A 24,316-nucleotide genomic window follows, 5' to 3' on the forward strand; every position below is an offset into this window, starting at 1 on the left:
GAAGTTTGGGGAATAGGACGACAGTTCGTAAGGGAGTGAGAGGTGTCCTCGAGAGATTGATGGGAAGATTTCTGGGGATTGGTGGACTAATTCCTTGCGATGTGTCCTCCCATCTCCCAAAATTGATGGGAAGAAATACCCCAAAATGTGGTATCGGAGCAGGATTTTGGCGTGGAGTTTGTTTTATATATTTGGATATTAGTGTTTTGTGTGTATGCGTTTTGAGCGAGGATATCCATGGCCCCAAGGGGTAGGAGCCCAAATGAGGTTGAGCGCTGTGTAGAGCCTCCTAGGTGGCAAATACGCAGTCCATACCCAATGTCCTAGTCCCTCGAGGATCTACCCATTAATATATCTGGAAGTGGTCTAAAATATAAATTTCGGTCTCTTTTCTTTTGCACAAATATACATAGCCGTTGGTGGGCTAACGTGTAGGTTGAGCCACACCAACGGCTGCGTATCGTATGTTGATCGCCTATGGTGGCGAGTCACTGGGCGCAAAGTGTCGGGTTGTGGAGGCTGTGCCAAAAATGAATTTTGCCACAGCCCCCTGTTTCGTCCCTCCTCTTGAGTGGAGGGACGATCGGAAGATTTCGAACGTTAGTCTACCAGCACCTTATTGGTCTGATGGCAGACTTCGAGCAGGTATGCCCCTCTCTGCAGAGCCAGATGATGCTCTAGCTTGCCTGAGCCTCGGTAGATCAGCTTGCCCGATAGGCTGTAGAGTCTGATCTCTTCGCTTTGTAGCTCTGCTGCTAGTAGTACGGATAGCCTCTGGTTCTCTACATAGTAATTGTAGCCCTGCCCTCTAGCTATCTCATCAAGTGCTGTGTCCTTGCATCCCGTACCATCACCGATTGCCGCTACGTTCCAGCCTTTGTCCGTCACGATTGAAGTCGTGCTCGTCGAGGCTTCGTTCTGCTTGTCGCCCTGCCCTCTGTTGTAGAGCGTTACGGGGTCTTGGATGCCGATAGAGCTCTCCGACCAAATAGGCATGGCCTTGTAGATCTTGTCTAGCTGGCAAGCATCTAGACCGCAGTCGGAGATGTCAAGGTAGTTCAGCCCTGTGATGCTGCTGGGGAACTTGAGCCCTTGGAGCTGGCTGTTGCTACTGAGGTATAGTCGCTCAATGGCAGGCATATTATCCAGTTTAATCTCCTTGACAGGGCTATTGGTCAGCAGGAGTAGCTTCAGGTGCTCTAGGGGTGCGCTGGGAGCGAATGCCTCGATTGGGTTGTAGGCGAGTCTTAGATTGACTAGAGCCTTAGTCTTGCCGAGGTCTAGCTGTTTGATGTTATTGCCTTGGGCATTTAGCTCTTCGAGCAGAGGCAGATCTAGAGCGAGCTCCGAGAGTGATAGATTTTTTATATCAACCTCTACGAGAGCTTTGTTGGCACTCAAATCAAGTGCCGTGATATCGCTATTGCCGTAGAGGGTCAGCGATTGCAACGCTGTGTTTTTGCTTACATCAATCTTTTTGAGCTCGTTGATTGCCAAATTTAGGACGCGGAGCTTGCCGAGTAGCCCTAGGTCAATCTCTTTGAGCTCGTTGCCGTATAGATCCATCTCCTCTATGTCGGGCGTTCCAGAGAACTTAATGTCTGCAACCCTCTGCTCTGGTGCAGACAGTTTATTCACAGCTCCAGAGATGTGTATCGTGGGGCCGAGTATTTTGCCAGTGATGACGGAGGCGGTGGTTTGGTTGCGGGTTACTTGTACGTCCTCCCACTCGCCATTACCCCAGTCTATCTGCACATAGTCGCTCGTAGCATCGGCACTCTGGCGCAGGGTGAGGGCAACCTCACTGCCGGAGGAGATCCTGCTCTTTAGGCTGATTAGCTTGGTTTCTTTGCGTCGGAAGCTGATGATGAGCTTCGTATCGGCCTCTAGTGTTGTCCCCTCGGGGGATATGAGGTATCCTTCTTCTGCCTCGGCAAGCACGGCTCTCACGCTTGCGAGCTCGTAGCCTTCGTCTGCTTGGGTGGAGATATTGACCGTTGCCCCTTTGGTTACTTGTAGGGGGAATTGCTTAACCTCTTGTCCCGAAATATCAATCGTTGCTTTGCCTCCAGTGCTTACCTCTAGGGCGAGCGTTACCTCGCCACAGGGCTCAGGAGTGCCCAGATCTGTGCTTGCATCTATGTCGTGCTTCCAGCGTTTCTCTTGTAGGATAGAGAAGTCTGCCCCCCTCCAGCTCGTGAAGGAGAGTAGGATATTGGCATAGCCCGTGGGGCGATCTAGTGGAGGGAGTGTGTTGAATAGGTAGGTGAACGCACAAGGTGATAGTCTAGTGCCCCTCAGGTGTACTTGGTCTATGGCTGTACAGTTGGAGAGGTCTAGCCCAGAGAGGTTTGTCGTGTCGGCTTTGAAGGAGCGCAGGTAGCGGTTGGCCGAGAGGTTGATGTGGCTGATTTGTTCATTCTTGTTGATATTTAAGACTTTGAGTCTAGGCTGTTTGCTCACATCTAGTCGTCTGAGGTTGTTGCCTCCGACCTCTATGCTCGTCAGTGCTGTGTTCTGCCCTACATCGAGCTTGGTTAGTCGGTTAGCTCCTAGGTCTATAGCCAGTAGTTCTGGGTTATTCTTTAGGTCGATTTTAGTCAGGTAGTTGCTCTGGGCATAGAGCTTCTCTAGCTTCTTGAGTGTGCCAATGTTGAGAGTTGTAAACCCATTGTGGCTGATGTTCAGCTGGCGTAGATCTGGGAGTTTGTTCAGTTCTACTTCGAGGATAGCGTTCTGCTCAATGTCTAGTATGCGTAGGCTTGGCAGCTCGTTGGGTATTCGTAGTGCGGAGAGTTGATTATGGCTGACTTTGATCTCTCGGAGTTTAGGGTGTTGTCCAAGTGTTAGAGAAACTAATTCATTGTCCGTGGCTAAGAAATACACTAGGTCTGGCTGCTGGGAAATGTCTAGGCGCTGGATTTTGTTTTTGCTTACATCTAGATGGGTTAGTTTGGTTAGCGCACTGATGTCTAGTGTCTGTATGCTCCCGCCTTTAGCCTCGATCTTCTCGATAAGTTCTTGGTTGTGAAACTCTAGTGCCGTTAGTAAGTTGGGATCTTTGTAGCCCCCATTGAAGTCGATAGCTTTGGCTTGCCCGTAGATCGTTATCACTTCGCCTCTGGCTTCGGCATTGAAGATGTAGCGTCCCGACCAGTTGGGTGTGACGCTTACCTTGTTACCGTCCCCCCAGTCGATCATGATTTTCTGATCCTGTACGGGCGTTACATCTAGGTAGAGCTTGCCCTGTTTGCTAGAGCGTAGCTTGATAGTTGCCTCTTCGTTGGTCTGAGCCGCCCCCCATGTAATACTGACGAGGGCAAGGAGCCATAAGATGAGTTGTCTTTTCATAGATTACTTGCTTTTTACGTGAGAAAAAATTCTAGATAGTGACAAATTTAACTAATTGATCCAGATGCGTCAAGTTCGGTGGCGGATAAACTTGCAGTCCTAAAGTCAAAATGGCGGTGTGTCCTAATGCACAAACTGCAGTGTTGCTTGCGACATTTGCTCCGCATGGACTCCGTCGTCGGCTTCGGTCACATACCGTAGTATGCTCCCGTTAGCCTCAGTCTTAGCGCCTTGCATTTTGTACATTCTGAGATACCTTAAAAGGGGCTGTGTCAAAATTCAATTTTGACACAGCCCCTTTTTATCGTGATGGGGAGCCTTTTTGCCCTAGAGGGGTATGACGGCACGCAGGACCTCTCGCTTGCCCGGAGGACCCGCTAGGCGAGAAACGACGAAGCCAGCCCTCTGTAGTCGGCGGCGTACCTCGCCCTTGGCGCAGTAAGTTACCAGTACCGTCCCTGCTGCTGAGTGCTTGCGTAGACGGCAGAAGACTTCTTCCGACCATAGTTCGCTCTGAGCCTCGGGGGAGAAAGCATCAAAATAGATTAAGTCTATCTCGCCCTCGGGGGTATAGGCGAGTAGATCGACGGCCTCCTTACGCAGGGTGAAGTATTCGCTCAGCACACAGTCCTCACCCCACGCCGCTTCGTGTAGGGCGAGCAGGCTATCATGAGGCATATTGTGTGGCGTTTGGTAGCTCAGTTGGTGGTAAATCTGCTCGGGGACAGGGTAGAGCTCTAGAGTGGTGTAGTGTAGTGGACGCTTGATGAGCTCGGCTTGCTCTAGGCTTAGCAGAGCATTTAGACCCGTACCGAAGCCAATCTCAAGTACCCTGAGCGGCCTACGCTCATCAACCGAAGTGCGAAAGAGAAGCCCTAGATTGATGAAGATGTGCATGCTCTCCTGCATCGCTCCATGTTTGGAGTGATAGTGTTCGCCTAGCTCGGCATTGTAGAGGGTTAGGCTACCGTCCTCGGTCAGGTGGCAAGTGGGAGGGATTGGGTTATTCATCGGACGAGTCTTGTAGTAGAGAGAGTAGAGGGCGGGCGAATTGCCAAATCGCAATCCCTGCTGCCACACTCACATTGAGGGAATGCTTCGTGCCGAACTGTGGGATTTCGATACAGCCCGTACATATATCTACGACACTCTGGCGCACGCCTTTGACCTCGTTGCCCAGTACCAAGGCATACCGATCGCCTGCGATTGGAGCGAATTGCTCAAGCGAGATGCTTCCATGTGCCTGCTCTAGCGCATAAACCTTGTAGCCTTCTCGGAGTAACTCGGCGACAGCATCATCTGCCGATGCGGCATAGCGCCAAGAAACAGAGTCCTCTGCCCCTAAGGCTGTCTTGTGAATATCTGGGTGTGGTGGTCGAGCTGTGATGCCGCAGAGGTACAAGCCCTCTAGACGAAAGGCGTCCGCCGAGCGAAAGACCGAGCCGATGTTGTTCATGCTGCGCACATCATCGAGCACGATGACCAGAGGTAGCTTGCGACTAGCCTTGTAACCCTCGTGATCGAGGCGGGCCATTTCTGTTACTTTGAGCTTCTTCATCGATGTGCATTGCATTAAAGGATGTAGCCGATGCCAACTGATATGGCTGGGGCGTAGTACCACTGCGACTGGTAGTAGCGATTGGGGTAGATGTAGCCAGCAGAGAGCCCGATCTGGTAGTGGTACATCAACGAAGAGCCTAGCCTACGGCGTGCTCCCCAAGCCACTAGCGCACTGCTGTAAGCATGGCGATTGTAGCCAGAGGTAGCCACCAGATTGGCCATCGTAATGGGCGAAACCCTTAGGGTGATGTAGTTGGCGATATTGCCTGCTACGTTGTATCCTGCGGCTTGTCGCCTCAGTAGGTTGTAGTACCACGTGGCGTCCACCTCGAGGGCAGGAGCGAGGGAGAGGCCGAAGTCGCTACGAGTTGTCCTCCGCTCCGATACTCCATCTCTGATGGTCTGCTGGTCGTAGTTGAAGTGGAAGGAGCTATTTACCCCGATGCTGAAGCCTACGGAGAGGTCTGGAGCAATGTTTTTCTCTAGCGTGTAGCCGATGCGGCCAAGCCCAAGCTCTAGTGCATGATAGGTTGGCAGTCTATCGGTTACTTGTTGCCCTCTGAGGCTAGCAGGCCATAGCAGACTGGCGAGCACTAGTAGGCTAAGTATCGTGCAGATATATCGTTTCATTGTCGTATTCTCTTAAGATGATTTGTAGCATATCGTCTTGGGATGGCTTATTTCTCTGCTTCGGCAAGCAAATCTCGTAGCTGACTAAGGCCTTGACTTGCCCCAGCCTCGATCCAATGGATCTGACTGCGGTAGGCAGAAGACACGGGCTTAGGATCAATCAGGTAGACAGGCGTGGAGTGAGGGACGTAGCCAAGCAATCCTGCCGCAGGGTAGACGTTGAGCGAAGTGCCCACGACGACGAAAATATCAGCCTGCTCGGCCAGTTCAATGGCAGGCACCATCATCGGGACGTCCTCGCCAAACCAGACGATGAATGGGCGTAGCTGACTGCCGTCTGGGGCAAGATCTCCGACCTTGAGGGCAAGAGTCTTTGGCGTGACGGGATAAGTCTGTTGGCGGTTTTTGACCGAGCAGTTCTTCGTCAGCTCTCCGTGCAGATGAATGACCTGTGTACTGCCAGCTCGCTCGTGCAGATCGTCCACATTCTGTGTGATTACATACACCTCATAGTCCTGCTCTAGAGCTGCGATAGCCAGATGACCGGCATTGGGGGTAGCTTGCTCTGCCTCACGTCTGCGCATGGCATAGAAGTCAAGTACGAGCTGAGGATTTCGGTAGAAGCCTTCGATCGAGGCGACATCTTCCACACGATGATTCATCCATAGCCCGTCGCTATCTCGGAAGGTCGCCAGACCGCTCTCGGCACTCATACCTGCGCCCGAGAGTATGACCAGTTTCTTTTTCATATTTCGGTTGTTGTTGGGTGATTACTTCGTCATATCCTCGCAGAGTGCAATAGCATCTGCGATGCTTGTGACCTGCTTGATGCGCAGGATGTGTCGGCCGTTGCGCTCTCTAAACTCGCATCGTTTGCTGTGCTGTACCACATAGTTGATCAGCTTGTCGAAAGCAGGCGACTGATAGTAGAGGCTAGCCTCGTTCGCTACGAGGTGCAGGCTCATCATCTCCGAGCGAAGGATTAGCTTCTCGATGCCGAGTGACTTGCCGATGCGCCTGAGTCGAGGTACGAGGACTAGCTCCTCGGCCTGCTGAGGTAGTGCGCCGAAGCGGTCGAGCAGGCGCTCACGGAAGGCTTTGAGCTCCTCATCGCTCGAGAGATTGTCCAGTTCACGGTAGAGCAGTATGCGCTCGGCATCGCTCGGCACGTAGCTCTCGGGGAGCGAGAGCTCTAGGTCGCTCTCGACCGACGTTTCTACAACGAAGTGATCTGCACGCTCCTGTACTTCACTGCGGTAGAGCTCACTGAACTCATCGACTTTGAGTTCGTTTACAGCCTCCTCAAACACTTTCTGATAGGTCTCGTAGCCCATATTGGCGATGAAGCCACTCTGCTCCGTGCCGAGGGCATTACCCGCCCCACGTATGTCTAGGTCTTGTAGAGCTATGCGCACGCCACTACCTAGCTCGCTGAAGTTCTCTAGCGCCCTAAGTCTACGCCTAGACTCCTCGGGTAGAGTAGCCAGAGGCGGACTAAGCAGATAGCAAAAGGCTTTGCGGTCGCTACGCCCCACACGCCCCCGCAGCTGATGTAGCTCGCCTAGGCCATAGCGGTGAGCATCGTTGATGATAATGGTATTGGCGTTCGGTACATCAATCCCGTTCTCAATGATGGTCGTGGCCACGAGGACGTCATACTCGTGGTTGCCGAAGTCGAGTAATAGCTGCTCTAGCTCGGCCGGCGACATTTGTCCGTGCCCTACGGCGACACGAGCATCGGGAACTTCACGTCTGATCACACCTGCCACCTCGTTGATATTCTGAATGCGGTTGTGTACCAGATAGACCTGTCCATTGCGGCTAAGCTCGAAGTTCACCGCCTCGGCTAGGGTTTCCGCTCCGAAGCGTGTGAGGATTGTATCTACGGGGCGACGGTTCGCAGGCGGCGTGTTGATGTTGGAGAGATCTCTTGCGCCCATCAGAGAGAACTGCAACGTACGGGGGATTGGCGTTGCACTCATGGTGAGCGTATCGACATTGACTTGTAGCTTGCGCAAGCGTTCCTTGACTGCTACGCCGAACTTCTGCTCTTCGTCTATGATGAGTAGCCCTAGATCCTTGAAGTGTACATCTTTGCTCGTTAGGCGATGCGTCCCGATGACGATGTCTACCTGACCCTCTGCCAGATCTTTGAGTATGTCCTTGGTGGCCTTGGCCGATCGTGCTCGGGATAGATATTCGATGCGTACGGGGAAGCCTGCTAGACGCTTGCAGAAAGTACGGTAGTGCTGATATGCCAGTACGGTCGTGGGGACTAGTACAGCCACTTGTTTGCCGTCGGTGGCGGCTTTGAAGGCTGCTTGTATTGCTACCTCCGTCTTGCCGAAGCCTACATCTCCGCACAGTAGCCTGTCCATCGGGAACGAACGCTCCATATCCGCCTTCACAGCTTCGATCGCCTTAGCTTGGTCGGGCGTGTACTCGTACATAAATGATGCCTCCAGCTCGTGCTGGAGGTAGGAGTCTGGGCTGAAAGCGAAGCCCGGAGTGTCTCGCCGTTTGGCATATAGGCGAATGAGGTCACGGGCGATGTCCTTGATTTGCTTCTTCGTTTTCTCCTTGATGCGCTGCCAAGCTCCTGTACCGAGGGTGGAGAGCTGTGTCGCCTCGGCGGCATCTCTCGATCGATAGTGCGAGAGCTTGTGCAGGCTGTGTAGATTGACATAGATGCTGTCGCCCTTGCGGTACTCGATCTTGACGACCTCTTGCGGGCGTCCACCTAGATCCATCGTCAGTAGCCCCCCGAAGCGGCCAATGCCGTGCTCGGAGTGTACGACCAAATCTCCGGGACTGAAGGTCATGAGCTCCTTGAGGGATAGATTAACCTTACCCGCTCGTGCCTTGTCGCTGCGCAGGTTGTAGCGGTGATAGCGGCCGAATATCTCATGCTCGGTGAGTAGGACGATGCCCTTGGCTGTATCTACGAATCCCTCGTGTAGGACGCCCTGCTGCCATAGAGGTAGGGCGAGTTTGGGGCGGCGCTCTACGATGATCTCGCTCACACGCTTGTACTGCTCCTCGGTGGCAGCGCTCAGATATACCTCATAGCCCCGCTCTGTCCACTCGGCTAGCCTTAGAGTAAGGGTGTCGTAGTCTTTGCCTAGTGCTGGGTGTGCCTCTATCCCTAGGTCGATGCAGCTCTCTCGGGCTTGGTTGCGCCAGTAGCAGTGGCACATGCGGCTGTCTGCCTCTCGTATCTGCTCGGGGGCAATGAGCAGGCGCTGGAGCTGCTCGAGCGTATCGAAGCCCTCACCGTCGTTGAGCTTGGGGCTGTCCTGCCAGATGTACCCAACTCGATCGGCTAGGTAATGGCGATCCGAGGCGAAGACCAGAGTACTAGCCCCGAGTAGAGCTTGTAGAGGGACTAAATCGCCAGTCGCTGAGGCGAGGTCTGGTACTAGGCTGATGTGCTCATGTCTAGTGATGGAGAGCTGACTCTCTACATCGAAGCTGCGCAAACTGTCTATCTCGTCGCCGAAAAAGTCAAGCCTGAGAGGGTGTTCGGAGGCAAAGGCGTAGACGTCGAAGATGCTGCCACGTATGGCGAACTGTCCCGGTTCGTAGACATAGTCCACACGTTCGAAGCCCCACTCGTGTAGCTTATCCGCTACAGCTTGCTGAGAGATCTCCTGCCCTACGCTTATGGCTAGATGCTCTTGGCTGATCTCGCTCTCCTGCATCACCCCCTCGGCCAATGCCTCTGGGTAGGTGACGATGATCGGTAGGGCACTTCCTAGCTTGCCTCGCTCGGCAATGGTGGAGAGTACCATAGAGCGCAGAATGGCACTAGCCTCGTCCCGATGACCGTATTTAATAGCACGGCGGTAGGCAGAGGGGAAGAGCAGCACAGCCTCCTGACCAAGTAGCTGCACCAGATCGCTATACAGATAGCCAGCCTCGTCGGCATCGTCCATGATGCATAGCACTGACCTCTCGTCCGAGAGCATAGAGATAAGTAGGGCGATGCTGGAGCCACCTCGCCCACGTAGAGATAGGTCTTGCTTTGTGCTTTTGAGCTTCTGCCCTAGGGAGGTATAGCGCAGGGCAAAAGCCGAGCGTAGTCGTGATAAGTCCATTCAACTGTAAGTGATTAGTAGCTCCAAAGTTCGTCAATTATCCGCATCTAGACAATTGTGCCGAGGGTGTAGAGATCAGTGGTGGAGAGGCTAAAGTGCGCCGTATGAGGCTCCTTCGTTTGGTGGCTCTGGGAGAAATGCCTAGTTTCGTGAATTATTTAATTAAAGATTATTCCAACGAAAATGGCAGAACATCTCATTTTATCACACATTACTAAGGCAGAGCGGTATGCTGAGCTGCTCCCTCAACTCAAGGCTCTCGTCAGCTACGAACGCAACGCCGTGGCGAATATGGCGAATATCGCCTCTGCTCTGCGCATGGCCTTTGGGTTCTTTTGGGTAGGCTTCTATCTTGTCGAGGGGCAGGAGCTTGTTTTGGGCCCTTTCCAAGGGGACATCGCCTGCACACGTATCCCATGTGGGCGTGGCGTGTGTGGGACGGCATGGGCCAAGGCTGCGACACAGCTTGTCCCCGATGTAGAAGCCTTCCCCGGACATATAGCTTGTAGCTCAAGCAGCCGAAGCGAAATCGTAGTGCCAATCAAAGATGCTCAAGGGCAGGTGCTAGGGGTAATTGATGTAGATAGCGACCAGCTTGATGATTTTGATGAGGTCGATGCCCTGCACCTAGAGGCGATAGCCGAGCTCGTTGCCCAATGCCTACGATAATGCACGAGGGCTAAATCTCTACATCTATTCACAGAAAAGGATGCGGCAACTTGGTCGCATCCTTTTTATCTATACCTCTTTTTGATGATTCGTTCCGCTCAATGGGCGGCGACGCAGCACGCGGCGTCGCTACAAGTTCAGGTTAATTGCCTTTCGATTGGCTCGTCCCATCCCGTAGCAACGCTGTGCGTAGCGTTGAAATCCTCTGCTTTGTAAGGGCTGGAAGCCCGTAGGTAACACAGCCGTTTGCGTACTATGAGGCGCCGCCATCCTTCCCCTGTAGAGCATCTGCTATTGGTTGATGACTTTGTAGGTCTTTCCGTTGATGGATACGACGAAGGCACTACCAGAGGGTAGAGGAATCTCTAGGGTCGAAGAGCTTGCTTGTACTCTAGCTGCCATTACTCCGTCTAACGTAAACACAGTAACTTCTGCTCCATGCGGTAGCTGAGATAGACGCAGGACATTGCCCAAGCAGATGTAATGGATAGGGCTGGCGTCGATAGGTGCCATTCCTGTGCCAACGTTTACACCTACACTCGTTTCCCCTGCAAGTACCCCGTCGGCAACTGCCTTGATGCTCCTCCTTGGGATAACGATCGAGTAACCTTTCCTTGGTGCTAACTCAATGCCTCCAAAATTGGCAAAGAGTAACCAGTTATTACCTTCCTTGCGGACGGCTGCTCTCGGAGAGGCGATGAGCTTGTCTGGCAATTCGTAGAGCTGTAGTGTGGCATTGGGTGCAGCGATAATCTCCTCGTTGTAAACGAAGTAGATCTCGTTGAGCCTGCTGAAGTCTCTCATGTCAAAGAGATTGCACCAAACGAACCTTAGCTCTCTGGCTGGTTCTTTGTAGGCGCCTACGAAGTCCATACGTAGCTCCTCGTTGATGATGTCATCTCTCTGTAGAGCAGAAACACTCCCCTTGGGGAGCACGATGCTGTAGCGTACTCCGTCTTGGAAGTCTGTATCCTCACCGAAATATACCTGTGCCTGCCCCAAATCCCAGTCGTAGACAGCCTTTACGGGTAAGCGACGTGCGGCCTTACCCTCCTTGTAGAGGGTGGCTTCTGGGGTGCCGAGAGCCTTGATTTCCGTTGTGAAAAAGAACGTAATCATACTCTCAGTCGCAATGCTACCATTGGGATATGTCTCTGTGAATTTCAATGTTTCGGGGACGGTAAAACTCTCGCGTAGCTCTAGATTACGCTTCTGAGGATTAGCTTGGGAGTGTATTACCCCTTGAGGAACAACTAGAGTGTACTTGCGTCCTTTGGGTAGCTTGACGTTGTCGAAAGAGATGATGGCCAATCCTTGAGGTCTAAGATTGTAGTTTTCGCTTGAAACTTTTGAGCTTGTAGCGACGATTCGGTCGCCATCGTACACAAAAGCAGTAGCGGCAGGGGCTACTTCAATCTCTTCTCCAAAAGAGAACTGGACTAAATTAAGTGGCTTATAGAGTTCGGAGCTGCCACTTGTGAGGGTACAGTGCTGGGGTTCTAGGGGTAAGCTACCTTGTGCCCAGCATAGCGTTGCCATACTAGCAAGGAGGCAACACAACAAAAATTTCATCGTTTTCATAATCATAGTCATTGTTATGAGTTTTTACTCTGCACAGAGGGCGTCCATTGCTTGCTGTAGTCTTTAGTCCCTCTCTGTGCATTTGTTCATCATGAGTAAGAAGTTGGGCTCAGCCTCAGATCTTGTGCGAGCATACACATCATAGCCTTCTCTTACTCAAGGGGGAGGTTATATCTCAATCTTTTTCTCTTTTCTCCAAAGTTACACATAAAATCTCGGAAAATATTTGTAATCAGTAAAATATTATTGGCCTGTTTATCTCCACACTAGCCTGTAGCATCGCAGCGCGCAGCGTTGAAATCAACAGCCTTGTGTTTTCATTCCGTCCGTGAGTCGGCGACGCAGCACGCGGCGTCGCTACAAGCTGAAGACGATCGAAGCAAAACTCGAAGACTGAAGAATCGGTTTTTTGCTATTTTTTTGTTAAAGTGCGTAAATGGATTACTATCAAATTGGACTTATTTGGTCAATCATTTTGGGGAGCAAGTCCAACTTCGCGGAAAAAACTCTCACAGATTTTTTCGGATTGTAGGACTAATCCGATGCGATGTGTCCACTAATCCGAGCAGATTGATGGGAAGAAAATCCGAAAAGTCTACTTCACTTAGGCTAAATTATTCTTGTATTGTTTCTATCTAATTGTTTTATAGGTATTTGTGATTAGGCCGTTTTTGGCGGTTATTTTCATTCGGCTGGGGTCAAGTGCCAAAACGAGGTCGGACGCAGCCTAGGGCCTGCTAGAGGCCAAATACGAGGTTTGCCCTTTTGCTCCATGCGCTAGGTTATAAGCCACCTTTATTGCTCCAGAAGTGTGTTAAAATGTAAATGCCGTCGTCCGCCAAGGATAGTGCACACGATGGCTGTTTGGGTTGCTAAATATCTCGACAGTTCGTGCCCTCTCCGCCCTCATTTTTAGCACCTTGGCATAGGACTAGGCAGGGATCATAGAATTGATATAACGATAGATTGACGATTGGGAGAGATTATTTACCTTTGTAATTGATTTATAAGCTCAAGAGTACAAACTATGTCAGAAAATAAACAGCTCATACTCGACAAGCGTTATCTGCGCATGGCTGAGATATGGGCAGAGAACTCGTACTGTGAGCGCCGCAAGGTTGGAGCTCTGATAGTCAAAGACAAAAGAATTATTTCGGACGGGTACAATGGCACCCCTGCTGGGTTTGAGAATATCTGCGAAGATGACGAGGGGCTAACCAAGCAGTATGTGCTTCATGCCGAGGCCAATGCCCTGACCAAAGTTGCCAGTAGTACCAACGATTGCTCTGGCGCTACCATATACATCACCGCATCTCCATGCATCGAGTGTGCCAAGCTCATCATTCAGAGTAAAATACGTAGAGTGGTCTACAGCGAGGAGTATCGCCTCAGAGATGGTGTCAATTTGCTCGAGCGTGCAGGTGTGCAGGTCGATTTTGTCCCCCTTCGTGAGCTTTAGTCTTCTCTAAGAAATCGTATATGTCACGCAAATTGCTATATTTCATAGCTCTAGTAGCCATTTTTGCCTTGGGGATCTTCGCAGGTAGACTTCTAGAGGAGAGGCGATTTATCCAAACCAATAGACTTGGCCACGTGCTGCGACTCATTGAGGAGCAGTATGTCGATTCGGTCAATATGGATAGTATCCAAGAGGGAGCTATCCCACTTATCCTAGGGGAGCTGGATCCTCACTCGACTTACCTCTCGGCAGAGATGAGCCGCAAGGAAAACGAGGGACTCAATGGCTCGTTTGAGGGTATCGGTGTGCTTTTCTATCGCCACACCGATACGATTGTCGTTACCCGTGTTATCGACGGAGGAGCGAGTCAGCGTGCTGGGCTACAAGCTGGCGACCGTATTCTTAGAGCCGATACCACGAGCCTCATCGGGGCTGATCTTACCGACCATGAGGTCATGAGCCACCTCAAGGGGCCGTCCAATAGCGTAGTGAAGCTGCTTATTCGTCGAGATGGGCAGGAGCAGACCATTGCCGTGGTGCGTGGCCCCGTGCCAGTCAGCACGCTCGATGCGGCCTACATGGTTCGCCCCGGCATTCTCTATATCCGAATTAACAAATGGGGGGGACGTACACATCAGGAGGTTCTTACGGCGTATGCCCGTCATCTCAAGCAGGAGGTTAAGGGACTGATCATTGACCTTAGAGATAACTCTGGGGGATATCTGGAGGCTTCACTGTCTTTGGCAGGGGAATTCCTAAAGAAGGGGCAACTAATCCTCTATGCCGAGGGACGTGCATTCCCGAGGGAGAACTACATCAATCCCAAGACAGGGCTACTTGTGGACATGCCTCTAGTCGTACTGGTCAATGAATTTAGTGCTAGTGCTAGTGAGATATTCGCAGGAGTGATGCAGGACCACGATAGGGCTACTATCGTTGGTAGACGTACTTTCGGCAAGGGGCTCGTGCAGCAGCCATTCATTCTCTCGGATAGCTCCGTGGTGCGCCTGACTGTGGCACGCTATTACACCCCCTCTGGCAGGAGCGTGCAGAAGAGCTATGCCGAGGGCAACTTAGACTATGCCCAAGATCTACTCAGACGCCTTGAGCATGGCGAGCTACATAGTGCAGACAGCATCAGCGATGCAGACTCGGCACGCTACTACACCACCTCTGGTCGTGTAGTGCATGCGGCGGGGGGCATTACACCAGATATATTCGTCCCCAGAGATACTACCGGTATCAACCCTTACTACACCCGTCTACTCGACCATGGTATGCTGGCTCGTTTCTCTTTTGACTATGCCGATAAGCATCGCAAGCTACTCTCTAGCTTTGAGAGTACGCAGGCTCTGAATGATTACCTCAAATCCCTCGGCAATGGCTTCCTCTTTGAGTTTGCCTACTATGCTCAAGCCAGAGGTGTGGCGATACGAACCACCTACCTCTATCAGTCTGCTAACCTAATCCTCACACGCCTCAGGGCCAATATTGCTGATCAAGTGGCACGAGATACCAATGCGCTCTATGAGATAGCTATGGAGGACTCGCCCGAGCTACTCAGAGGAGTAGACCTCATAGAGGCAGGGGAGTGGAACCCGATCGCAAGCAAGTAGCATGACCAAGCAAGACTATCGCCGCATCTACAAATCTCTCGTGCGCTCCGAGCTATCTGCCCAGCATCGCTCTCGTGTGTCGCTACTAGTGGCCGAGGCGGTGCAGGCGCTCATTCGTCCAGAGCATAGGCATATAGGGCTATACATGGCCATGCACGATGAGCCCGATCTAGAGCCTCTGCTACTGGATTTGACTACTAAACACAGGGTTTATCTGCCAAGGGTAGAGGGAGAGCGTGATATGAATTTCTATGCTTTTGAGCAGCTCGACACCCTAGAGCGAGCAGGTAAGTATCAGATTTTGGAGCCAACCACGCTCGATGCTCCCATAGAGCCGAGCCTGCTTGATCTAATTATTGTCCCAGCTATGGCTTTCGATAGCTTGGGGTTTCGCCTTGGGCGTGGTAAGGGATACTATGATCGTTACCTCGCCCAAACGCAGGCCAAGACCATAGGCGTGAGCCTCGGTCTGATGCATATTGATCAACTGCCTCGTGACCCATGGGACTTGCCTATGGACGAGGTCGTGCGGGTCAGACTATAAACTACATATTATTATACTGCCTCTATGACACCTATTCAGTTTCCACGTCAATTAATGCCTACTATAGATGCTGCTCGTGCAGGCGTAGTGCTTGGGTTATATTTCGCCGTCAAGTATCTGTGTCTGATGTATGGGCTGTACTTTCCTTTGCTTTACTTGATCTTTTTTATTGCTACGCTAGTAGTGCCTTTCGTTGCCTATCGCATGACTAAGGGCTATGGTGCTCGCCTTGCTCAAGTGGGATATACGATTAACTTCCGTATGGCTTGGGCGCATGGGACGATGCTCTACTTCTTTGCCTCGATCATACTGCTTCTGCCTCAGTATATGTTCTTCACACGTATGTATCCCGAGCAGATACAGATGCTCCAAGAGCTTCTGCAAGCTCGCTATGCCGAGATGCCCGGGCTAGAGGGCACACTGCATAGCCTCTATGGCGTTGATCCGATTGAGGTGCTCAGAGAGAGCTTGCAGATCCCAATCTTCAATCGACTCCTTAGCTCTCTAAGCAACAACGTTGTCGTCGGAGCGCTTCTCAGTCTTATCAATGCGGCGATTATCAGTCGCAAGGCCAAACCACAAGATCACGCATAAGGTATGGATATATCACTGGTTATCCCTCTATACAATGAGGTGGAGTCGCTCCCAGAGTTGGAGGCTTGGATCCGCCGTGTGATGCAGGCGCATGGCTTTAGCTACGAGATTATCTTCGTCAATGATGGTAGTACCGACGGATCTTGGGAGGTGATCGAAGAGCTGAGCAAGTACAATCCAGCGGTGCGTGGCGTTAAGTTTAGGCGCAACTATGGCAAGTCGCCCGGGCTGCAGTGTGGCTTCGAGCGTGCTCAGGGCGATGTAGTCATCACGATGGACGCCGATTTACAAGATTCGCCCGACGAGATCCCAGAGCTCTACCGCATGATCAAGGAAGATGGCTACGATCTCGTTAGTGGCTGGAAGCAGAAGCGATACGACCCAGTCCTATCCAAAAACTTGCCTTCTAAGCTGTTTAATGCCACTGCACGCAAGCTCTCGGGGATTAAGAACCTGCATGACTTCAACTGTGGGCTCAAGGCTTACCGCTGTGAGGTCGTCAAGAATATAGAGATCTACAATGATATGCACCGCTACATACCTTACATGGCCAAGAATGCGGGCTTTCATCGTATTGGGGAGAAGGCCGTGCAGCATCAGGCTCGTAAGTATGGCTCGACCAAGTTTGGGCTCAATCGCTTCGTCAATGGCTATCTCGACTTGATGACGCTCTGGTTTACCTCCACTTTTGGGCGCAAGCCAATGCATTTCTTCGGCCTAGGCGGGAGCTTGATGTTTCTCTTGGGCTTCATCGCTCTGGGTTTTATTTTACTCAATAAATTCGTTCATATCTACAATGGTACCCCAGCACCACTCGTGACCGATCGTCCGTATTTCTTTATTGCCCTTACGGCGATGATCATCGGTGTACAGCTCTTTTTGGCTGGTTTCATTGGAGAGTTGCTTAGTCGTCAAGACCCAGAACGCAATACATACAAAATAGAAAAAGAAATCTAAGATTATGGACAAGAAAACACGGAACACCATCTCCTATGTACTCCTCGCTTTGGTCGTGTTAGCCATAGGAGCTAAGTATTATTGGGATCATCGTACCGCCACGCAAGAGGATAAGTATTCGATGCTCAAGGGGGAGGTCTTTCACACTTTCTACCAGATCAAGTACGACCAATCTGCCGATCATAGTGCTTTGGTCGACTCGGTATTCAGAGCCTTTAGCCATTCGCTCAATCCATTCGACTCCACAAGTCTAATCGCTGCAATCAATTGCAATCAATCTGTCATCGCCGATACGATGCTCAAGCACGTCTGGAGAGCCTCGGAGCAGATCTCTAGGGCTAGTGCAGGGAGCTATGACGTCACTTGTTCGCCCCTGATCAATGCTTGGGGCTTTGGTTTCGATTCCTCTCTCCCCATCACGGAGGCTGTGATTGATAGCTTACGCCAATTCGTTGGCTACACGGGCGTCCGCCTCTCTGGGGATAGCCTTATCAAGAGTGACCCAAGAACTATTTTTGACTTCTCGTCAATCTCCAAGGGTTACTGCGCCGATTTGCTGGGGCAGATGCTCAGCGAGCAAGGCTCCGCCAACTATATGGTTGAGCTGGGTGGTGAGATTGCTTTTTGTGGTCTTAACCCTAGTGGCAAGCCATGGCGTGTAGGCATAAACAAACCTATCGAGGACGCTATGGGTATGATGCAAGACTTACAGCTGGTTGTTTCGCTCAATCGACCAGCTGGTGGGCTAGCTACCTCTGGCAACTACCGCAACTTTAGGATCCTCAACGGACGCAAGGTGGCGCATACCATTAATCCTCATACGGGCTATCCCATACAGACCGATGTGCTGAGCGCAACGATCATCGCTCCTTCTTGTATGATGGCCGACGGATTGGCTACGGCTTGTATGACTATGACGTCCGATCAGATCCCCGAGTTCATCGCACAGTTCCCCGGTGTGGACTATTTGCTTATCCTCTCGGGGCAAGACGAAAACTTCCGTACCATCATGAGCGACGGATTTCGTGATCTCGTCGTCGAGGAGCCCTAGGATACAAGGCATCCTACCATAGGCGGTAAACGAAATATTCTGATGCACCTAAAAGGGGCTGTGACAAATCAAATTTTGTCACAGCCCCTTGTCGTATCTCTGCGTATGTAGCCGCTAGATTGATCTAGTCGGGTAATTCTGCTCTATCGGCAGCTTCTCTTCAGACGTACTGTATAGCCGTAGTAAGGTAGGCTATTGTCAATGTGGCCCACTTGTATGAAGACGCTCTCGTCTGAGCCATAGTAGCCTGCGTTTGCCGTTCTTTACAAGAGCCTTAGATGCCATGTATCGATTAGTACCTTTACGAAATTATCAACTACACAATGTATTTCTACTAACTTGGTCTTATCGATAGGGGGAATACGTTTGTTTATCTGTTTGATTTACAGATGTGATGATGCTAAATGCCTCCCATTCTTGCAATAGATAAACCACTGGAAATTAGAAAATACCGAATCCTTACTCCATTTCTTATACTGAACTCACATTATTTTGTGGTACGATTGTAATAATACGTCGTTAAGAGATGTAAACGATTTGTCCTCCTACTAGGGTAGCTGTGTGGGTAGATGAGGCTACGCATCCGAGTGTGCTGGGAGAAATTGAAGGACTGATTGTGAGGAATTGGAGGACTAATACTTGGCGATGTGTCCACCAATCTTGAGAGATTGATGGGAAGAAAACCAGAAAAGAAGGCGATAGATCTATGAGATTGCTTAGTAAATGTATTTATATGTCTGTTTAATAGGGGTTTGTGTTTGGGCTATTTTAATGGTTTGTTTCGACCTTTTGGGGTTAAGGTGCCAAAATGAGGTCGGACGCAATCTGGAGCCTCCTGGGGGGCAAATACAGGGTCTGTTATTTTGAACCCATACTTGCACTATCTTCTCATCAACATTCTGAAACTTGGTCTAAAATCTAAATCTGGCTCCTCCGAGGAACTGTCCCCAAGTTCTATGGAGTTAGCTAGAAACTTTTATTGATCAGCCCATGAATTGAGGTTGATTTTTTAATTTATTTTATTTGTGTTGAAATAATATTTGCATGAAAAAATGCTATATTTTTGGACTGGTTAATGGGGCTTATTCGCATAATCCAAAGCGGATATTTGTCAAAAACCTATCACAAGCACGGTAATACCGAAAATAATTTAAGTAACACGTTCATTTATGACAAGAAATCTCTACAAAATGAGTGCAGTCCTACTCCTATCGGCTACACCTTGGCTACAAGGCCATGCTCGAGGGAGTGTCGCCACGCATGAGGCGATTGTACTGCAGCAATCTACAGGCTTAGCCAAAGGGGTCGTCAAGGACACCACGGGAGAGAGCATCATCGGCGCATCGGTTCGCGTCAAGGGGACCAATCTCGGGGCCTCTACCGATCTTAATGGTAGCTTCACGATCGCCAATGTCAAGGTTGGTAGCACACTGGTCATCTCCTTCGTTGGTTATAAGACGATCGAGGTGGTCTATCAAGGTGCCCCTCTGAGCGTTACTCTCTCGGAGGATAGCATGGGGTTGAGCGAGCTACTCGTCGTGGGCTATACGGCACAGAAAAAAGAGAGCTTAACGGGAGCTCTACAAACCATCAAGAGCGACAAGCTCAAGGATATCACTACCCCCTCGGTCGAGAACATGCTCAATGGTAAGATGCCCGGGGTATATGTCGCTCCCGGCTCTGGTAGGCCCGGCACGAGAGGTGCAGTGGTGATCCGTGGACAAGCCACCCTCAGCGGTACCACCGCTCCGCTCTGGGTAATTGATGGCGTGATTGTGGGGAATGATCCGGGGCAGATTAACCCCGATGATGTCGAGAGCCTCACAGTGCTCAAGGACGCTGCCTCGACGGCCATTTACGGTTCGCAGGGAGCTAATGGCGTCATCGTGATGACGACTAAGACGGGGCGCTCTGGGAAGTTTAGCGTCCATGTATCAGCCAAGATGGGAGGTAGCAAACTCAACAACGGCAACCTAAGGGTGATGAATGGGGCGGAGCTGTACGACTACTACAAGTCGTTCCAGAATGCCAATGAGATCAAGTTCAAACGCTGGACGCCAGAGCTACGTGACTCCAACTACGACTGGTGGAACTCGTCTACACAGACCGGACTCAATCAAGAGTACAACGTATCTATACAAGGCGGTAGCGAAACCCTCCAATCCTTCCTTTCGCTGGGTTACTACCAAGAAACTGGGGCCGTCAAGGGCTACGACTACGATCGCTACAACTTCCGCCTGAAGACGACGTATAAGCCAACCAAGTGGCTAACGATCAAGCCCAATATCAGTGGTTCGCTCAAGGGGGTGGAGAATCGTCAGCACTCTGTGACGGATATGTATGCCAAGCTCCCATGGGACAATCCATATCTGGAGGACGGCAAGCCAGTGCCTCACAAATACTCAGGCTGGGTCAATAGTGTGACGACCAATACGCTCTATGACCTGCAGTGGAACTATGCACAGGGGCGTGACTACGAGTTCAACGGAGGGTTGGACTTCGACATACGCATCATGCCTTGGCTCACTTTCGCCTCAGTCAATAACTTCCGCCACATTCAGCTCAGCTCGCATAGCTACACCGATCCCCGTAGCAATGGTGGCCTGAACGTCAAGGGGCGTGTGGACGAATGGCGTGCCGAGCATACTCGTCGCTACACGAGCCAGATGCTTCGCTTCAACCAGAGCTGGGGCGAGCACTCACTCAATGGTGTGGCAGGCTATGAATACAACGACTACGTAGGCCGTACGCTAGATGTCGCTGGTACGGGCCTTGTGCCGGGTTTTGATCAGCTCAGTACCACATCCAAGCCCGACAAGGCCAAGGGAGGCATGAGCGAGTGGGCGGTACAGTCCTTCTTGATGAATGCCAATTACTCCTACGACGATCGCTATCTGGCACAAATATCTCTGCGCCGAGATGGGGCGTCCAACTTCGGTGATGCCAATAAATACGGTAACTTCTACTCTGTGAGTGCAGGGTGGAATCTGCACCGCGAGCAGTGGTTTAGAGCAGACTTCGTCGATCAGCTCAAGCTTCGTCTAGCATACGGTACGGTGGGGAACCGCCCTACATCTCTCTACCCTCAGTACGATCTGTATAGCGTGTCGTCTAGCTACAACGGCGAGCCGGGATCTCTGATCGCACAGATCGGCAATAATGAGCTTACATGGGAGAAGACCCAGACCCTAGGGGCGGGCCTCGATCTGGCGGTACTAGACAATCGCCTTCGCCTCAACCTAGACTACTACATCAAGAATACCGACAATATCCTCTACCAAGTGCCTATCTCTGGCCTCACGGGTGTGACTAGTATCTGGCGCAACATCGGTGTGATGCGCAATACTGGTATTGAGCTCGGTATAGGGGCAGACATCATCTCGACGAAGGACTTCGGCTGGACGATCGAGGCTAACCTAGGGCATAATAAGAACGAGCTGATGGATCTGTTTAAGCAATTAGACGCCAAGGGTAACTACATCATCAAGCCCGTGATCGTGGGCGATGGTAGCAACATCGCAGGCTCGGCTAATCGCTTGCTTGAGGTAGGCTCGCCAGTAGATACCTACTACCTCAAAGAGTGGGCAGGGGTTAATACCAAGAATGGTGCACCTATGTGGTACATCGTGGAGCGTGATGAGGCAGGCAACGAGGTCAAGCGTACCACGACTTCCAACTACGCCGAGGCTACATACGAGAAGGTCGGCTCCGCTGCCCCTTGGCTCTTCGGCGGATTCTCTACCAGTCTGCGCTGGCGTGACCTCGATCTAAGCGCCAACTTTGGCTATGCCATAGGCGGACAGATCTACAACTATTCTCGCCAAGAGTACGACTCCGACGGTACCTACACAGACCGCAACCAGATGGCTCTGCACAAGGGCTGGAAAAGATGGGAAAAGGAGGGAGATGTCGCCACGCACCCAATCGCCAAGTACAACAATCAGGACAAGGGTAATGCATCGTCCTCTCGCTATCTAGAGAAGAGCGACTACTTCAAGCTCCGCTCCCTTACCTTGGGCTATACCTTCCGTCTACCTCAGTATGGCGTCAAGGGAGTACGCCTCTTCCTCACGGGTGAGAACCTACTGACCCTAACCGACTACTCCGGTGTAGACCCCGAGATCCCAACTCTAGACAACGGATCGATCATCGGGACATCAACTCCAAGTGTCTATCCCTCGACACGCAAGCTCGTATTCGGTATTAACTTAACTCTCTAGCCGCCTTATGAAAAAGATATTATCATACGCTGTGCTGGCAGCTGCGCTCTTCTCTTGCAACATCGACCGCACACCTCCAGAGTATATGTCGTCTAAGCAGATTACAGACGACCCCCAAGCCTCGCTCAATGCCCTCATCAATGGTATGTACTCCCAGCTCAAGGATTGGTCCGACCCCATGCATCGCTGTGGTGAGTATGCTGGCGACAATATGATGATCCGAGGTTCGTCTACCGACTCCTTCTATGAGTTCATCTCCTTTTCCCGTACGCCCGTCAATGGTCGTCTAACTCAGTTCTGGGACAGAGGCTACAAAGCGATTGCTCAGGCCTCCAACATCATCAATATGATCGGAGAGGGCAAGAGCAAGGAGATTGACGCCCAGATCGGGCAGTGCTACTATGTGCGAGGTATGATGTACTTCTATCTGTGTCGTGCATACGGCCGCCCATATTATCAGGACCCCGAGAAGAACCTCGGTGTGCCTATCGTCAATGGTACGCCCAAAAATGTGCTGACGGACCTGCACTTGCCCGATAGATCGACGGTTGCTCAGACCTATGAGCAAGCCATCAAGGATCTAGAGAAGGCTATCGAGCTCCTGCCCGAGGGCACTAACCCTATTAGGGCTACTCGAGGTGCTGCCGAGGCTATGCTCTCTCGCATCTACCTCTACATGAGTGGTACCTACGAGGTCCCCAATGTAGAGTATGCTCGCAAGGCTGTCGAGTACGCAACACGTGTCATTGACTCAGGCAAGTATAAGCTCCTAGATCGTGGGGACTTCATGAAGTACAATAGGCTCGCACCAGAGGCCAATAAGGAGTCTATCTTCGTCGTTAAGCGTGTGGCAAGCGAGTTTACTGGCTATGACCACTACTACGGTGTAGGGGGTATGTATGCCAATATCGGAGGTATGGGCTGGGGCGAGATGTATGCGAGCGCCAAGTATATTGACCTGCTTAACGAAACGGGTCGTAACGACTGGCGCCCCGATAGCTACAAGATTGTCGATGCTCGTGCAGCCTTCATCGAGCCTACCTACGCCAAGAATAGCGAAGGTGGCTACACAGAGGTCTTCCGCTTCATCGACCAAGACGGCAAGGGTAGCAATGCTCTACACTACTTCCAACTAGAGGTCAAGAGGCGTGACGGTAAGATCTTCGCCGAGGAGAAGATCAAAAAGGCTGATAAAACCGAGGAAACGAAGACCTATGAGCTGACCGTAGTCAATGAGCAAGACCAAACGTATAGCATTGAGTACCGCCCCGGAGTCAAGCGTACGGGTATGCTCGACTACTACATCACGCTTAATAGGGCTTATCCTCAGTTCTATATTACTAAGTGTTCGCGTGAGGGTGAGGACTCTCACTTGCACTCTCCTGTGATTAGCCGCCTAGGGGAGATTTACCTCAATAGAGCGGAGGCTCAGGCCAAGCTCGGCAACTACGCCGAGGCACTGGCAGACCTGAATAGGATTCGTACTCGCTCGATCCCCGGCAAAGGCTATGCGGCTCTAGATGCTACGACTGCCCCTAAGCTCATCGACAAGGAGCGTCAGCTAGAGCTAGCCTATCAGGCTGAGCGTAGCTACGACGTATTCCGCAACGGTATGGCTCTTCAGCGCCATTATCCCGGGCCTCATAAGCAGATGGAGGATATCCCAGCGACAGACTACCGAGTAGTGTACTACATTCCTCAGAGTGCGATCAACTCCTATGCAGGCACGCTGACTCAGAACCCAACAAAGAACTAGCCCCATAGATTAGGACTTCGCCCAGAGCTTAGCTAAGCCTTGGGCGAAGTTTTTTTAAACCTATCAGCCCTCGAGAGGCGATGCTTAGAGGTAGCCCCAGAGATGGGGCTAGATACTTGTGAGTGCTAGAGCTTTGGCCTATATTTGCGTTTGGGTAAGTGCCTGTCTTGACGGGGTTAGCCCTATGGGCGGTGCGCCCATTACCTTCTATAATTATTCTTAATCAAACAT

General features: G+C 51.3%; 16 protein-coding genes. 9 read left to right on the plus strand and 7 right to left on the minus strand.

The features are described 5' to 3' along the window. Positions 1–600 precede the first annotated feature (600 nt). The 6 genes from HQ41_RS00145 to mfd all read right to left on the minus strand — a co-directional run bounded on the left by HQ41_RS00145 (position 601) and on the right by mfd (position 9,638). Complete coding sequence (locus tag HQ41_RS00145; protein WP_044186288.1) at positions 601–3,351, minus strand: leucine-rich repeat domain-containing protein; 2,751 nt, start codon at positions 3,349–3,351, stop codon at positions 601–603. Positions 3,352–3,678: 327 nt separating this feature from the next. Beyond that, the gene (gene mnmD, locus HQ41_RS00150; protein ID WP_044186292.1) at positions 3,679–4,362 is read right to left on the minus strand and encodes a tRNA (5-methylaminomethyl-2-thiouridine)(34)-methyltransferase MnmD; all 684 of its coding nucleotides are present in this window, start codon (positions 4,360–4,362) and stop codon (positions 3,679–3,681) included. Continuing rightward, on the minus strand, positions 4,355–4,909 hold the full coding sequence (locus HQ41_RS00155) for an RNA methyltransferase (RefSeq protein ID WP_044186294.1): 555 nt from the start codon (positions 4,907–4,909) through the stop codon (positions 4,355–4,357). The genes mnmD and HQ41_RS00155 overlap by 8 nt, the downstream gene beginning before the upstream one ends. 14 nt (positions 4,910–4,923) lie before the next feature. After that, on the minus strand, positions 4,924–5,541 hold the full coding sequence (locus tag HQ41_RS00160; RefSeq protein WP_044186297.1) for a hypothetical protein: 618 nt from the start codon (positions 5,539–5,541) through the stop codon (positions 4,924–4,926). A gap of 47 nt (positions 5,542–5,588) precedes the next feature. Continuing rightward, positions 5,589–6,290, minus strand: coding sequence for a Sir2 family NAD-dependent protein deacetylase (locus tag HQ41_RS00165; RefSeq protein ID WP_044186300.1), 702 nt, complete (start codon positions 6,288–6,290; stop codon positions 5,589–5,591). 21 nt (positions 6,291–6,311) lie between these two features. After that, positions 6,312–9,638 (minus strand): transcription-repair coupling factor, encoded by a 3,327-nt coding sequence (gene mfd / locus HQ41_RS00170; RefSeq protein ID WP_044186302.1) that lies wholly within the window; start codon positions 9,636–9,638, stop codon positions 6,312–6,314. 183 nt (positions 9,639–9,821) lie between these two features. Between mfd and HQ41_RS00175 the strand changes: the two genes are divergently transcribed. Then, positions 9,822–10,307, plus strand: a complete 486-nt coding sequence (locus HQ41_RS00175) for a GAF domain-containing protein (RefSeq protein ID WP_044186305.1) — start codon at positions 9,822–9,824, stop codon at positions 10,305–10,307. 291 nt (positions 10,308–10,598) lie between these two features. Here the strand turns inward: HQ41_RS00175 and HQ41_RS00180 are convergent, their stop codons facing one another. Beyond that, complete coding sequence (locus HQ41_RS00180; RefSeq protein ID WP_044186307.1) at positions 10,599–11,846, minus strand: hypothetical protein; 1,248 nt, start codon at positions 11,844–11,846, stop codon at positions 10,599–10,601. 1,069 nt (positions 11,847–12,915) lie between these two features. Here HQ41_RS00180 and HQ41_RS00185 point away from each other — a divergent pair. From HQ41_RS00185 to HQ41_RS00220, 8 genes are all read left to right on the plus strand, one after another. Beyond that, on the plus strand, positions 12,916–13,347 hold the full coding sequence (locus HQ41_RS00185) for a dCMP deaminase family protein (protein ID WP_044186309.1): 432 nt from the start codon (positions 12,916–12,918) through the stop codon (positions 13,345–13,347). A gap of 20 nt (positions 13,348–13,367) precedes the next feature. Further along, a complete protein-coding gene (locus tag HQ41_RS00190) occupies positions 13,368–14,963 on the plus strand; it encodes a S41 family peptidase (RefSeq protein WP_044186312.1) in 1,596 nt (531 codons plus the stop codon). 1 nt (position 14,964) lies between these two features. Continuing rightward, on the plus strand, positions 14,965–15,507 hold the full coding sequence (locus tag HQ41_RS00195) for a 5-formyltetrahydrofolate cyclo-ligase (RefSeq protein ID WP_044186315.1): 543 nt from the start codon (positions 14,965–14,967) through the stop codon (positions 15,505–15,507). Between the two features lie 54 nt (positions 15,508–15,561). Beyond that, positions 15,562–16,101, plus strand: a complete 540-nt coding sequence (locus tag HQ41_RS00200) for a DUF4199 domain-containing protein (protein ID WP_044186317.1) — start codon at positions 15,562–15,564, stop codon at positions 16,099–16,101. Between the two features lie 3 nt (positions 16,102–16,104). Continuing rightward, positions 16,105–17,058, plus strand: a complete 954-nt coding sequence (locus HQ41_RS00205) for a glycosyltransferase family 2 protein (protein WP_044186319.1) — start codon at positions 16,105–16,107, stop codon at positions 17,056–17,058. 4 nt (positions 17,059–17,062) lie between these two features. Beyond that, positions 17,063–18,109, plus strand: a complete 1,047-nt coding sequence (locus tag HQ41_RS00210) for an FAD:protein FMN transferase (RefSeq protein WP_052405185.1) — start codon at positions 17,063–17,065, stop codon at positions 18,107–18,109. A 1,169-nt stretch (positions 18,110–19,278) separates the two neighbouring features. Next, positions 19,279–22,329, plus strand: a complete 3,051-nt coding sequence (locus tag HQ41_RS00215; protein ID WP_152567281.1) for a TonB-dependent receptor — start codon at positions 19,279–19,281, stop codon at positions 22,327–22,329. 7 nt (positions 22,330–22,336) lie between these two features. Further along, positions 22,337–24,085, plus strand: a complete 1,749-nt coding sequence (locus tag HQ41_RS00220) for a RagB/SusD family nutrient uptake outer membrane protein (RefSeq protein ID WP_044186325.1) — start codon at positions 22,337–22,339, stop codon at positions 24,083–24,085. Positions 24,086–24,316 lie beyond the last annotated feature (231 nt).

This window comes from Porphyromonas sp. COT-290 OH860 (assembly GCF_000768935.1).
Lineage (GTDB): Bacteria > Bacteroidota > Bacteroidia > Bacteroidales > Porphyromonadaceae > Porphyromonas.